Below are 13,194 nucleotides of genomic sequence, written 5' to 3'. Positions count from 1 at the left end.
GGATTATGCCGCTTCTGTCGGCTTCGTGCTTCAAGAGTGCGGAATCCGCGGCGCCGGATTGCCGCAGGTCAGCAATCCGGCTCGCTAAGACGGGGACCCGACCTGCCGGGATTCCCTGATCTCGCGCAGGATGCGGACCCGCCGGGGAGCGCGCGGCCGGAAGATCGTCTTGAAGAACAGCAACCCGAGAAGGAGGGGGACCAGCGCGCCGAGCATGGTCGTCACGACGGCGGTGGTGTTCTGGAAGACCGTGTACCACCAGATCGGGCCGATCCGCACGTCGACGACGTCGCCGCGTTCGGGCAGTTCGCCGGAGGACCAGCTGGTGACGACCTCGTGCGTCCGGCCGTCGAGCTGGTAAGTACCGCGGACCGCGGGCGACCTGCTGCCGCAGATCTGCGTGCGGTTGGCGCCACAGGCATGGCCCGTGTCGCCCCTGTCGGATTCGAGGACCGTGAGCGGGACTTCCGCGGAGAGGCCAGCGGCGGTGGCTAAGCCGTTGGCGATCGGCAGCAGACCGCCCACCACCATGGCCGTGGCGAGCAGCGAGCGCGTCAGCACCGTCGTCGGGGCGAGCGGCTGCCGGTCCATCGATTCGCGGTAGCGATTCACCCGGTTCCGCACGAAGCCGCGGCGCTGGCCGAACCACAGGTCGTAGCCGGTTTCGGCGCGGGCGGTCACCCGGGAGAACTCGGTGTCGCGCCAGAGGTTCGGCGTGACAGCCGCGGCGAAGATCGCGAGGTGGCGGGCGTTGCCGAGCAGCCGGTCTTCGTTCAGCCCGTCCGCTTCCGCGGTCCAGAGCGCGTCGCGGTCGAACACGACCTCGTGGACCCGGAACCACAGGTCGTTGAGGATCAGCTCGCGCACTTCCGGGGTGAGCACCTTGGCGGCGAACTCCGGATCCTCGGTGGTGACCTCGAAACGGCGGTCGAATTCGGGATCCACCGCGAACCTCTGCAGCTCCTCGGCCAGGAACTCCTGCGGCTTCCCCGGCGGCTTCGGGGTGCCGACTTGGATCCGGGTGATCCGGGCGTCCTCGAACGGGGTGCTGTAGTCCGGTTCGAACGCGCCGACCCGCGGCGTGATCAGCAGGGCCGGGCTGGCCGGGATCCGCAGTTCGATCATCGAGTAGATGCCGCCGACGCGGTCGGTGGCCCGGTCGGTGACCGTGTCCGGCTCGCTGAGCGGGTATCCGACGCCGAGCAGCCGATGACCCTGATGCTCGAGCTCGAGGACTCGCCGCAGCGACAGGCTGTCCTGCTGGTCGAACGCCACGGTGCGGCCTCGCTTCGGCAGCACCCCGAAGGTCGCCTCGTTCGTGACGCCGAGGCGGCGGAGCGAATCGCGTTGCCGCCAGGACTGCCAGAGCACGAAGGCGACGAACGCCACCGGCAGCGCGATCCACACCGCCAGGGGCGCGCGGACTTCCATGCTGACGGTGAACCAGGTCAGCGTCGTGCCGAGGAAGACGAGGCCGCAGGCGATGTTGCTGATCGCCGACGTGACCGTGCCGCCGCCCTCGGTCCGGCCCGCGATCCAGAGCAGGACGAACGAGGCCAGGAAGCCGAGAACGATGTACCAGGGAAGCGGTTCAGCCATCTATTCGCCCAGGTCGAGGTTGTCGCGGGGTTCTTCGCCGTCGTCGGCCGAGGGTTCTTGGCACCCTCGGCCCCGGAGCGGAGTATGCCGTTTCGTACCGGTTCGTGCGGCTCCGTCGGCGAGAAGAGGCCAGAGTTCCCGGGATTCGATCACGAAAAGGTAACGAACATATCGGGCGAACAGCCCCACCTCGGACGCCGAAGCGCCGAACATACTTTGGGCCGAACGGAGCATCGCAGGTCAGCGCCGCCGCTTCGGCCGGATGTCAGGGCGAGGGGCGGGCAAGTCGGCCCAGTTCGTGGGATATTCACCCCTTCGGTCGACGATCCCACGATTGATCACCGCATTGACAGTGCGTGCGGTTCGCCAGAGTATTTCGCGCATGTCCATTCCGGTTGCCCTCGTGTGGCGCCTGCACGTTGATCTGCGTCAGCAGGCCAGCGCGCTGTGTAGGAATTCCTGACCTTTTCTTCCGGCCGCGTTCGGCTGGCTGATTTCTCTTGCCCCGCAACGGGTTTCTGTGGCCCGAGGGGATAACCGCTTTTCCCGTTCCGGGTGGGTTTCATGCTGCCCGGAGAACGGGGAAAGAAGTGCCTTCGCGGGCGCTTCACGGGAACACGAACAGGGAGACACAATGCGATTCAGCTCCTCCTCGGGCGCCCCGCCCCGATGGCGGAAAGCGCTGACCGTCGCCGGCGCGGTCGCGCTCGCGATCGGTGCGGTGACCTACACCGGGTCCAGCACCAGCGCCTACGCCGACGTCCAAGTGGTCACCGACGCCAAAACCGCCTCCGACGGCAAGCAGTACTGGGTGCAGAACCACCTGGTGGGCAAAGACCTTGCCGCGCAAGCGCGTTCGGCGGACGGCACGCCGAAGAAGTGGCTGCTGGTCTGGGCGGGCGACGAGAACATCGCCGACACCGCGGTGAAGGACGTCAAAAACCTGCCGGGATCGCTCGGCGGCGGTCTCGGCAAAGTCAAGAATGCCTTGCCTGGTCCCGATTTCCTCGCGGTGATCGACGCGACGCAGGGATCGCCGACGTACGGCAAGGTGGTGAACACCGCGACCGTCGGGCCGCTTGTCGAGAACGAGCCGCACCACATGCAGTACGTGTGGCACAAGGGCGACACGATCTACGCCGGTGCGTTGTTCGCCGCGGCGACGTACGCGTTCGACGTCAGCGCGTTGCCGCAGTTGAAGCTCAAGGGCATCAGCCTGCCGACGCAGACGCTCGGCGGTTCCGTGCCGGACGCGTACTGGGTGTTGAAGGACGGCACCGCGTACGGCACGTACATGGGCGGGCCGGTCGTGCCCGGTCCGTACGCGTACCAGGACGGTTCCACGCAGATCGGCAACGGCTTCGCCGGCAGTCCGGGCGAGGTCGTGCACTTCGACCAGAACGCGCAGGTGCTGTCGCAGAATCCGGCGGCGACCCCGCAGGGCGACAACGCGAAGCTGTGCGACAACCTGCCGCAGCTGGGCAAACCGTCCTGCGCGAACCCGCACGGCGTGCAGGCGCGCGAGGACCTCAACACCCTCGTCACCAGTGACTACGCCGAACCGCGCAACATCATTCTCGACCCGGTGAAGCAGCCGTCGCCGTATCTGCGCCGTCCGACGATCCGCACCTGGGACATCTCCGACCGCAACCACCCGAAGCTGAAAGCGGTGTCCTATCTGCAAGACGGCCCGCGGGCGAATCCGGCGGACCCGCTGCACTCGGAAAGCCGCGCGGTCATGGAGACCACGGTGACGAACCTGCCCGGCCACAAGGGCGCGTTCGCCGAGACGATGCAGGGCGGCGCGATCTTCTACACGCCGGACATCACCGCGAAGGACCCGCACTGGATCGAGGTGTTCGACGACGGCACCGCGGGCAAGCCGATCTACTCGCAGAACGACTCCAACGGGGCCAGCTCCAACGGCGGCTGGCTGCAGACCAGCCCGGACGACCGGTTCCTGTACCACGCGGTGCAGGGCAGGCAGAAGGGCGCGCTCGGCCCGGACGACCCCGGCACCACCGGCGGCGTGTACGTGCTCGACATCCAGAAGCTGGTCGCGGCGGGCGACAAGGTCGAGGACATCAAGGGCCGCGTCGACACCGTGGAGAAAGCCCAGCAGGGCGGCGGGGGAGACCTGCCGACCGTCGTCGGCTCCGCGCCGATCAACCCGGGCGTGCCCGGGGCAGGCCCGCACTGGGGCGCGTACGACAACTTCGCGCTCGGCCAGGACGGTTTCTACCACGAAACCCAGCAGCCGCAGCACATCGCGGTGTCGAACTACTTCGTCGCCCGGTCCGGTTTGGACGGTGACCACAAGGTCAACCTGCTGAACTTGTCGCCGGACGGGAAGGTCGCGGTCGACGCGAACTTCCGCGACGAGTTCACCGGCCAGGTCGGCATCAACTTCAACCGGAAGTCGTGGCCGCACGGGGACTTCGGCAACGCCAAGCCGCACTCCGAGCTGTTCGTGGTCGCCGACCAGAACGTGAAGTAACTCGTTCCCGGCGCGCGGGCGCCCGTCCGCGCGCCGGGACTCTCCCGAAGAAGGTCTCCATGGATCACCACGTCACTCCGGCCGCCACCGGATCGTCCGGGGTGGACAGTGCCGCGCTGGTGCTGCGGCTGATACTGCTGCTGGCGACGGCATTCCTCGCCGGTACCGGGATTCTGCGCCCGCTCGTCGGCCCGCTGCCGCGCAAGCTGTGGCTCACCACCGGCGCGCTGGGGGTCGGCTCGGCGGTGCTGGCCGCGGTGTCGGCGGCGACGGTCGACGTCAACCTCGTCGCGCTGATCGTGCACATCGTGCTCGCGCTGGCGGTGCCGGTGCTGCTTCGGTGGCCCTCGGCGGGCCGTTGGGCTTCGCTCGCGCTGGTCGTACTCGTGGTGTTGGAGACCTCAGTCGACGGCACGGGTATCTCCTTCGCCATCGACACTGTGTACGTCGCCGCGGCTGCACTGTGGTTCGGCGTGACGCTGCTGTCGGCGTGGGTGCCGGTGGAGGAGTGGCGCTCGACGCCGTTGCGCGTCGGGCCGCTGTCGGTCAGCCTCGCCGGACTGCTGACGCTCGCGGGCGTCGTGCAGCTCGGCGTCTCCGGCGTCGCCTTCGACCGACGGCTGTACGAAACACTCTTCGGCATCTCGCTGATCGTGGTGGTCCTGCTGCCCGCCACGGTCACCGTCGTGTCGGCAATCTTGTTGTCCCGCAACGCTTCCATTCGCGGTTACCGCTACGGCGTCGCCGGGGTCGCGCTCGGTTTCGTCGCGTGGAGTGCGCTCGCCGCGGTGCCGCAGCCAGCGCCGTTGCCGGTGCCCGGAGTACCGCTGCTGGCAGACGCGACCGTCGGCGGCGCGACCGTGCCGGTGCTGGTCAGTCCGCAACGGCCCGGACGCAACCTCGTGCACTTCCCGGCGAGCGCGGGCACGGACCTGTCCACCGGCGTCGAGGGCGGGACCGTGACCACTGCGGCGGCGCGCGCCGGTGCGGAAGGCAGCTGGGCCGAGGTCGACCTTCCGCCCGGACGCAGCACTCTCGTCGTGCACAAGGGCGAAGCGACCACCACGGTCGACGTCGACGCGGGCACCGAGGCGGGCCCGGCGGTGTCGGACGCCGACGCGCCGGAATGCGCGGAAGCCGCGCTCGGCGGTCTGGTGGCGGAGAAACGCGACGTGCTCACCAGCTGCCCGGCGGACGCGTTGTCGCCGGAGGACCGCGGTTCGCTGGTGAAGCTGGTCGAATTCCTCGCCTCGCGGAAACCGTCGGCGATCACACTGGTTGAGGACAAGTCGCCGCGCGGGGTGCAAGCCGCCCAGCTCGTCCGCGAAACCGCCGCTCGCGTCGGGCTGCCGGTGCGCCCGGACGCGGCAGCGGACACCGCACTGGTGGTCGTCTCCGGCTGGAGCGACGGGTACCTCGCGATGAGCCGCGCCGCCGAGTCGCAGCGGCTCAAACCGACGCACCAGTTCGGCCTGTATCTCGCGCCGTGGCTGCTCAACGGACCCATCGTCAACACCGTGGCCAGCGCGGCCATGCCGCTGCGCTTCGACCCGCGCGACCAGCTCGCGGTGAGCTACGCGGTGGCGGTCGGCAACAGCTTCGGCGGAGAAAGCCCGTCACTGGGCGGTTTCCGGACCTGGCTCGGTCCACAGTGGACAGCGGTGAACGGCGAGGTGCAGCTGTTCGCGGCCGCGCAGGTCAACGCGATGCCGATGTACCCGAACGAACCGCACGCGCCCGGCATGCAGGCCGCGCGCGACTACGCCGGGCAGTGGATCCCCGACGGAACCATCGTCCCGATCAGCGGCGCGCTCCGCTGACCCGCAGTTCCCCGAAGTACCCCGAAGAAAGGAAACCCCTGATGAAACGCACTGCCGCCCGGATCCTGCTGCCGCTCGCCGCGGCCGGGGCGTTCGCCGGATTCGGCGGGGGAGCGGCCAGCGCCGCCACCCCGGACGCGTCCGCTCCCGCCCAGCCCGCGGTCGCCGCTGGTCAGGCCGCCGCTCCGGGATCCTCCGTTGCCGGTCTCCCCGGTGGCCTGCCTTCCCTGCCGACGGGCGGCCTTCCAGCCCTGCCGACGGGCGGCCTGCCCGCGCTTCCCACCGGCGGTCTGCCCACCCCGAGCCTCCCCGGCCTCCCGGGCGCCCCGAGCGGCGGCAACCCGTCGATCTGGGTCGTCCCCGGCCTCGACGCGGGCAGCCTCCTCGGCCCCACCACCCAAGCCCCGGCGCAGCTCCTCGCGCCGGTGTTCAACCTCGTCACCGCCGTTTCCTGAGCACTGAAGGAGAAAGCCATGAAGAAGACAGTCGTCCGCGCCGCGGCAGCCACCGCGCTCGCCGGAGCCGCGGTGCTCGGCGCCGCCGCTCCCGCGCTGGCCGCCACGCAGGACCAGCCCGGTGTCGTCGTGGTCGACGAGCCGGACACGTCGAACCTGAACAACATCTGGACGTTCGCGCCGCTCGGCGTGCCCGTGCTGGGCCTGATCCAGTCGCTGAACGGCGTCCCCGGCCGGATCCTGCCCGGCTGACCCGACCCCGCCGGTGGTTCCCCTCGTCCCCGGGAACCGCCGGCGGACCCCGGAAAGAAGGACCATGGACAGACAGCTGATCGGCCGGCTCGCGATCGCCGGGATCGCGGTGGCCGCCGTCGCCGCGGCAGTAGTGATCCTCGGCGACGACCCCGCGCCCGCCCCGGTCGCCGTCTCGACGCCGACCGCGGCCGTGCCGCAGCGCGCCCCGGACCGCACCGTCACCCGCACCCTGGCCCCGACGACGTCCACCGCGCCGGCCGCGCCCGCTCCGTCCAGCTGGCAGATCACCTACGAACTCGCCGGCTCCGGCACCGCCACCGTCGTTTACGACGACAACGGCCTCGGCCTGGTGCACCAGGAACTGTCCGTGCCGCTGCCCTGGCGCAAGACCCTGACCTGGCCGAAGTCCGCCGTCGCGCCGACCGTGCAGCTGATGGGCCAGTCGAGCGGCGCGGTCGAATGCCGGATCTCGGTGAACGGCGTGCTGGCGCGGTCCGCGAAAGCCGCCGACGGCGAGGTCGCCAGCTGCGCGGGACGGCTCAGCTGAGGTCTTTCGAGAACCAGTGCTCGGCGTACTTGTCGTCGTTGAACGCCTCGACCTCCGCGTAGCCCATCGACGCGTACAGCGCGCGTGCTTCGACCAGATCGTCCCGGGTGTCGAGCCGCATCCGGACCGAGCCCAGCCGCTTCGCCGCCGCTTCGGCCGCGGTGACGATCAGCTTCCCGCCGCCGTGCCCGCGGTGCTCCGGGCGCACGTACACCTTCGTCAACGCGCTCAGCCCCGGCTCGACCACGCGGACCCCGACGCAACCGGCCGGTTTCCCGTCCCGATAGGCCATCAGGAAGGCCCCGGTCGGCGCGACGAGGCCGTCGGCGGGCTCGTCGGCCAGCGCCTCGTCCACCTCGGCGGGCGTGGCCGGACGGCCGTAATACCGCGACGCCACCTCGTCCATGTACTCGCGCAGGATCGCCGTCGCGTCGGGGTGTTCGGCCGGGATTTCGCTGATCTTCCAGTCCACGTCCCTCATCTTGGGGAGTCCGTCCACCGATTTCCCCGGCAGGTACCGTGCAGTCCGGCAGGGGAACCGAACGAGGAGGCGACATGGACGGCAGCGAGAACGTCGACCAGCCGGGGGACAAGAAGACCGGCGGCAGCCATGCCGCGCCGGAGGGGGCTGGAGTGCACCCGCTGATCGATCTGTCGCGCGACCCGAACCCGGGCAAGCCCGACCACGCGAAGCCGGACGAGGACTGACCCGCGGCTGGCCGGACGGGGACTGATCTCCGGCTCGGCCTGGACGAGGATCGACCCGGCCAGGCGAGGACTGACCCTCGGCCCCGGCCCGGACGAGGACTAACCCGCGGCCCGGTCCCAGGCGAGGACTGACCCGCGGCCCGGTCCGACAAGGTTTGACCCCGGCCCGGCGGGTGCACACCGCCGGGCCGGTTTCGCGGCTCCGCCCAGCCCTGAGGCGGGCGCCGTCTCCGGTGAGGTGCTTGTCACCCCGGGCGAGGTCCATTGTGGAACACCCAGCGGCTCTTCTTCTTGCCGCTGAAGAATTTCTCTCGCGTTCTTAACGCCGCTGCGAATCCCGGCGCGGCGGTCGGCGAGCGATGCCCGGCGCGCGTCCATTCATTGGTCGCCCCGTCCCGGCATGCGAACCGAAGTGCGCTCTGACCGCGGGAACCCGGCTGGGAATAGCGTCGCCGAGCCCCGCGTTCTGCATCTCGGGAAGTCCCGCGCGGTGCCGTCCCAAGGCCCCGATCTGGGGTTACGATGACCGGTCGGCGACCGTAGCGACCCCCCGCCCGGACCGCTCCGCGAGTGGACGGGTATCTTTGGAGACCGTGCCCGGCAGGCGTCGGGCCGCTCCGCGTGCCGTTGGGCATGAGCGGGGTGCTTTTGCACCCGGTTCACCGGCCTCGCCACGTGGGGTTCCGACGGAAAATCCCTCCGGGAAGTTACCGGTCGCGAGACCGTGACGCGGGCCGACACGCCCGACCGCGGGGACCGGTGAAGACACGAAGAAGCAAGATCACGACAGGAAGCTGGTCCATTGCCCACGATCCAGCAGCTGGTCCGCAAGGGCCGCCAGGACAAGGCTGCCAAGCAGAAGACCGCGGCCCTCAAGGGGAGCCCGCAGCGTCGTGGCGTGTGCACCCGCGTGTACACCACGACTCCCAAGAAGCCGAACTCGGCCCTGCGCAAGGTTGCTCGTGTGAAGCTGACCAGCGGTATCGAGGTCACCGCGTACATCCCGGGCGAAGGCCACAACCTGCAGGAGCACTCGATGGTGCTCGTGCGCGGTGGCCGGGTCAAGGACCTGCCGGGTGTTCGCTACAAGATCATCCGCGGTTCGCTCGACACCCAGGGTGTGAAGAACCGTAAGCAGGCGCGCAGCCGGTACGGCGCGAAGAAGGAGAAGAGCTAATGCCTCGCAAGGGTCCGGCGCCGAAGCGGCCGCTGATCTCCGACCCCGTCTACGCCTCCCCGCTGGTCACCCAGCTGGTGAACAAGGTGCTGAAGGACGGCAAGCGGTCCCTGGCCGAGCGCATTGTCTACGGCGCTCTCGAAGGCGCTCGCGAGAAGACCGGCACCGACCCGGTCGTCACGCTGAAGCGCGCGCTCGACAACGTGAAGCCCACCATCGAGGTGAAGAGCCGCCGCGTCGGTGGCGCCACCTACCAGGTGCCGATCGAGGTCAAGCCCGGCCGCTCCACCACGCTGGCGCTGCGCTGGCTGGTCTCCTTCTCGCAGGCCCGCCGCGAGAAGACGATGATCGAGCGGCTGCAGAACGAGCTGCTGGACGCGAGCAACGGCCTTGGCGCCAGCGTCAAGCGTCGCGAAGACACGCACAAGATGGCCGAGTCCAACAAGGCCTTCGCGCACTACCGCTGGTGATGACCGCCCGGCTGCCGATAGAAGCCATGCCGGGCCCCACGTTCGAGACAGGGGAACATTCTCGTGGCACGTGAAGTGCTGACCGACCTCAACAAGGTCCGCAACATCGGCATCATGGCGCACATCGACGCCGGTAAGACCACCACCACCGAGCGGATCCTGTTCTACACCGGGATCAACTACAAGCTCGGCGAAGTCCACGACGGCGCCGCCACGATGGACTGGATGGAGGAGGAGCAGAAGCGAGGCATCACCATCACCTCGGCTGCCACCACCACCTTCTGGAACGACTACCAGATCAACCTGATCGACACCCCCGGGCACGTCGACTTCACCGTCGAGGTGGAGCGCAACCTGCGGGTGCTCGACGGCGCGGTCGCCGTCTTCGACGGCAAGGAAGGCGTCGAGCCGCAGTCCGAGCAGGTCTGGCGGCAGGCGGACAAGTACGACGTCCCGCGCATCTGCTTCGTCAACAAGATGGACAAGCTGGGTGCGGACTACTACTACACCCTGCAGACCATCTCGGACCGTCTCGGCGTCCGGCCGCTGGCCATCCAGCTGCCGATCGGCGCGGAGAACGAGTTCGAGGGCGTCATCGACCTGGTCCGGATGAAGGCCCTGGTCTGGCGCGGCGAGGTGCAGAAGGGCGACGACTACTCCGTCGAGGACATCCCGGCCGAGCTGGCCGACCGCGCGGCCGAGTACCGCGAGAAGCTGATCGAGGCCGTCGCCGAGACCGACGACGCGCTGATGGAGAAGTTCCTCGAGGGCGAAGAGCTGACCCAGGACGAGATCAAGGGCGGCATCCGCAAGCTGGTCGTCACCCGCGAGGCGTTCCCGGTGCTCGCCGGCTCCGCGTTCAAGAACAAGGGCGTGCAGCCGATGCTGGACGCGGTCATCGACTACCTGCCGTCGCCGCTGGACGTGCCGCCGGTCGAGGGTCTGCTGCCCGACGGCGAGACCCCGGTCACCCGGCACGCGACGACCGAGGAGCCGTTCTCCGCGCTCGCGTTCAAGATCGCCGCGCACCCGTTCTTCGGCAAGCTGACCTACATCCGGGTCTACTCGGGCAAGGTCGCCTCCGGCGCCCAGGTCGTCAACGCGACCAAGGAGCGCAAGGAGCGCATCGGGAAGATCTTCCAGATGCACTCCAACAAGGAGAACCCGGTCGACGAGGCTCTGGCCGGCCACATCTACGCGGTCATCGGCCTGAAGGACACCACCACCGGTGACACCCTTGCCGACGCGCAGAACCCGGTCGTGCTCGAGTCCATGACCTTCCCGGACCCGGTCATCAAGGTGGCCATCGAGCCGAAGACCAAGGCCGACCAGGAGAAGCTCTCCCTGGCGATCCAGAAGCTCGCCGAGGAAGACCCCACGTTCCAGGTCAACCTGGACGAGGACACCGGTCAGACGATCATCGCGGGCATGGGCGAGCTGCACCTCGAGGTGCTGGTCAACCGGATGAAGTCCGACTACAAGGTCGAGGCGAACATCGGCAAGCCGCAGGTCGCCTACCGCGAGACCATCAAGAAGACCGTGGACAAGCTCGACTACGTCCACAAGAAGCAGACCGGTGGTTCCGGCCAGTTCGCGAAGGTCATCGTGAAGCTGGAGCCGCTCGAGCGCACCGACGGTGCTCTCTACGAGTTCGACAACAAGGTGACCGGTGGCCGCGTGCCGCGGGAGTACATCCCGTCGGTCGACGCGGGCGCACAGGACGCGATGCAGTACGGCGTGCTGGCCGGCTACCCGCTCGTCGGGTTGAAGTTCACCTTGTTGGATGGCGCGTACCACGAGGTCGACTCTTCCGAAATGGCGTTCAAGATCGCCGGTTCCATGGCGATGAAGGAAGCCGCGAAGAAGGCAGGCCCGGTCATCCTCGAGCCGATGATGGCCGTCGAGGTCACGACTCCCGAGGACTACATGGGTGACGTGATCGGCGACCTCAACTCCCGCCGTGGCCAGATCCAGGCCATGGAGGAGCGCGCCGGTACCCGTGTCGTGAAGGCACTGGTCCCGCTGTCGGAGATGTTCGGCTACGTCGGCGACCTGCGGTCCCGTACCCAGGGCCGGGCGAACTACTCCATGGTGTTCGACTCCTACGCCGAGGTTCCCGCGAACGTCGCGAAGGAAATCATCGCGAAGGCGACGGGGGAGTAATCCCCTCCGCTCGCGGGCATTAAGGGACTCTCCTGAACGTCCGCAGCAACGACGAAGGAACCCGCCGACGTACTTTTTTCAGCGGAGGCGGCGTCAAACACAGCGCGGGGCGGCAGCCACGCTGCCCCGCGAGCACAAAGCAAATCCAGTCCAGGAGGACATTCCAGTGGCGAAGGCGAAGTTCGAGCGGAGCAAGCCGCACGTCAACATCGGCACCATCGGTCACGTCGACCACGGCAAGACCACGCTGACCGCGGCGATCACCAAGGTTCTGCACGACGCGTACCCGGAGCTGAACGAAGCCCGTGCGTTCGACCAGATCGACAACGCGCCGGAAGAGAAGCAGCGCGGTATCACGATCAACATCTCGCACGTCGAGTACCAGACCGAGAAGCGTCACTACGCGCACGTGGACGCCCCCGGTCACGCTGACTACATCAAGAACATGATCACCGGTGCCGCGCAGATGGACGGCGCGATCCTGGTGGTCGCGGCCACCGACGGCCCGATGCCGCAGACCCGCGAGCACGTGCTGCTGGCCCGCCAGGTCGGCGTGCCCTACATCGTCGTGGCGCTGAACAAGGCCGACATGGTCGACGACGAGGAGATCCTCGAGCTCGTCGAGCTGGAGGTCCGCGAGCTGCTGTCCTCGCAGGAGTTCCCGGGCGACGACGCGCCGGTCGTGCGCGTCTCCGGCCTCAAGGCCCTCGAGGGCGACCAGAAGTGGGCCGACGCCGTGCTCGAGCTGATGCACGCCGTCGACGACAACGTGCCGGACCCGGTGCGCGAGCTCGAGAAGCCCTTCCTGATGCCGATCGAGGACGTCTTCACGATCACCGGCCGCGGCACCGTCGTGACCGGTCGCGTGGAGCGCGGCCAGGTCAACGTCAACGAAGAGGTCGAGATCGTGGGTATCCGCGAGAAGTCGACCAAGACCACCGTCACCGGTGTCGAGATGTTCCGCAAGCTGCTCGACTCGGGCCAGGCGGGCGACAACGTCGGCCTCCTGCTGCGCGGCATCAAGCGCGAGGACGTCGAGCGCGGCCAGGTCGTCGTGAAGCCGGGCACCACCACCCCGCACACCGAGTTCGAGGGCCGGGTCTACATCCTGTCCAAGGACGAGGGCGGACGGCACACCCCGTTCTTCAACAACTACCGCCCGCAGTTCTACTTCCGCACCACGGACGTGACCGGCGTCGTGACCCTCCCCGAGGGCACCGAGATGGTCATGCCGGGCGACAACACGGACATCAGCGTCGTGCTGATCCAGCCGGTCGCCATGGACGAGGGTCTGCGCTTCGCCATCCGCGAGGGTGGCCGGACCGTCGGCGCGGGCCAGGTTACCAAGATCAACAAGTGACGTCGGCGCCCTGAATTCGGGTCAATACACCCCCGAGTTCAGGGCGTCAACTCACGTGTGCGACACTATTCAGGTTGCTCGTCCTGGGGCGGCCGAATCCTGATCGGTTTTCAATCGACTGGGTTCCGGCCGCCCTGGTATGA

General features: G+C 68.5%; 12 protein-coding genes. 10 read left to right on the top strand and 2 right to left on the bottom strand.

All coding sequences use genetic code 11. From position 1 onward, the window contains the following. Positions 1–84 precede the first annotated feature (84 nt). Positions 85–1,599 carry a hypothetical protein gene (locus tag DMP23_RS30615; RefSeq protein WP_337823229.1) on the bottom strand — a complete coding sequence of 505 codons (1,515 nt, stop codon included), beginning with the start codon at positions 1,597–1,599 and terminating at the stop codon, positions 85–87. A 634-nt stretch (positions 1,600–2,233) separates the two neighbouring features. On the opposite strand from DMP23_RS30615, the gene DMP23_RS30610 reads away from it, so the two are divergent. The 5 genes from DMP23_RS30610 (at position 2,234) to DMP23_RS30590 (ending at position 7,173) form a co-directional block, all read left to right on the top strand. After that, entirely contained in the window at positions 2,234–4,096 is a 1,863-nt protein-coding gene (locus DMP23_RS30610; protein WP_199817854.1) for a hypothetical protein, read from the top strand. Positions 4,097–4,155: 59 nt separating this feature from the next. After that, positions 4,156–5,916, top strand: coding sequence for a hypothetical protein (locus tag DMP23_RS30605; RefSeq protein WP_037816275.1), 1,761 nt, complete (start codon positions 4,156–4,158; stop codon positions 5,914–5,916). Between the two features lie 41 nt (positions 5,917–5,957). Then, positions 5,958–6,371, top strand: a complete 414-nt coding sequence (locus DMP23_RS30600; RefSeq protein WP_337823228.1) for a hypothetical protein — start codon at positions 5,958–5,960, stop codon at positions 6,369–6,371. An 18-nt stretch (positions 6,372–6,389) separates the two neighbouring features. Then, positions 6,390–6,623: a hypothetical protein gene (locus tag DMP23_RS30595; protein WP_037816273.1), complete on the top strand. Its 234-nt coding sequence runs from the start codon at positions 6,390–6,392 to the stop codon at positions 6,621–6,623. A gap of 64 nt (positions 6,624–6,687) precedes the next feature. After that, positions 6,688–7,173, top strand: coding sequence for an MmpS family transport accessory protein (locus DMP23_RS30590; RefSeq protein WP_037816272.1), 486 nt, complete (start codon positions 6,688–6,690; stop codon positions 7,171–7,173). Here DMP23_RS30590 and DMP23_RS30585 read toward each other — a convergent pair. Then, on the bottom strand, positions 7,166–7,645 hold the full coding sequence (locus tag DMP23_RS30585; protein ID WP_443111299.1) for a GNAT family N-acetyltransferase: 480 nt from the start codon (positions 7,643–7,645) through the stop codon (positions 7,166–7,168). The genes DMP23_RS30590 and DMP23_RS30585 overlap by 8 nt on opposite strands. A gap of 83 nt (positions 7,646–7,728) precedes the next feature. Between DMP23_RS30585 and DMP23_RS30580 the strand changes: the two genes are divergently transcribed. The 5 genes from DMP23_RS30580 (at position 7,729) to tuf (ending at position 13,051) form a co-directional block, all read left to right on the top strand. Further along, a complete protein-coding gene (locus DMP23_RS30580) occupies positions 7,729–7,881 on the top strand; it encodes a hypothetical protein (RefSeq protein ID WP_101436018.1) in 153 nt (50 codons plus the stop codon). Between the two features lie 802 nt (positions 7,882–8,683). Then, the gene (rpsL, locus tag DMP23_RS30575; protein ID WP_003102113.1) at positions 8,684–9,058 is read left to right on the top strand and encodes a 30S ribosomal protein S12; all 375 of its coding nucleotides are present in this window, start codon (positions 8,684–8,686) and stop codon (positions 9,056–9,058) included. Further along, a complete protein-coding gene (rpsG, locus tag DMP23_RS30570) occupies positions 9,058–9,528 on the top strand; it encodes a 30S ribosomal protein S7 (protein WP_007031033.1) in 471 nt (156 codons plus the stop codon). The genes rpsL and rpsG overlap by 1 nt, the downstream gene beginning before the upstream one ends. 63 nt (positions 9,529–9,591) lie before the next feature. Further along, complete coding sequence (gene fusA / locus DMP23_RS30565; protein ID WP_037816271.1) at positions 9,592–11,691, top strand: elongation factor G; 2,100 nt, start codon at positions 9,592–9,594, stop codon at positions 11,689–11,691. A 166-nt stretch (positions 11,692–11,857) separates the two neighbouring features. Beyond that, positions 11,858–13,051: an elongation factor Tu gene (tuf, locus tag DMP23_RS30560; protein WP_037816270.1), complete on the top strand. Its 1,194-nt coding sequence runs from the start codon at positions 11,858–11,860 to the stop codon at positions 13,049–13,051. The last annotated feature ends 143 nt before the right edge of the window (positions 13,052–13,194 follow it).

This window comes from Amycolatopsis sp. A1MSW2902 (genome assembly GCF_017312175.1).
GTDB lineage: Bacteria > Actinomycetota > Actinomycetes > Mycobacteriales > Pseudonocardiaceae > Amycolatopsis > Amycolatopsis nivea.
Note: the sequence above shows the minus strand (reverse complement) of the source record. Positions and strands in the feature narration are given on the sequence as shown.

What these genes read in the sequence shown, in the direction of transcription:
- DMP23_RS30600 (WP_337823228.1), top strand. Translation starts at nt 5,958, where the DNA reads ATGAAACGCACTGCCGCCCGGATCCTGCTGCCGCTCGCCGCGGCCGGG.
- DMP23_RS30590 (WP_037816272.1), top strand. Translation starts at nt 6,688, where the DNA reads ATGGACAGACAGCTGATCGGCCGGCTCGCGATCGCCGGGATCGCGGTG.
- DMP23_RS30610 (WP_199817854.1), top strand. Translation starts at nt 2,234, where the DNA reads ATGCGATTCAGCTCCTCCTCGGGCGCCCCGCCCCGATGGCGGAAAGCG.
- DMP23_RS30615 (WP_337823229.1), bottom strand. Translation starts at nt 1,599, where the DNA reads ATGGCTGAACCGCTTCCCTGGTACATCGTTCTCGGCTTCCTGGCCTCG.
- rpsG (WP_007031033.1), top strand. Translation starts at nt 9,058, where the DNA reads ATGCCTCGCAAGGGTCCGGCGCCGAAGCGGCCGCTGATCTCCGACCCC.
- DMP23_RS30595 (WP_037816273.1), top strand. Translation starts at nt 6,390, where the DNA reads ATGAAGAAGACAGTCGTCCGCGCCGCGGCAGCCACCGCGCTCGCCGGA.
- DMP23_RS30580 (WP_101436018.1), top strand. Translation starts at nt 7,729, where the DNA reads ATGGACGGCAGCGAGAACGTCGACCAGCCGGGGGACAAGAAGACCGGC.
- DMP23_RS30605 (WP_037816275.1), top strand. Translation starts at nt 4,156, where the DNA reads ATGGATCACCACGTCACTCCGGCCGCCACCGGATCGTCCGGGGTGGAC.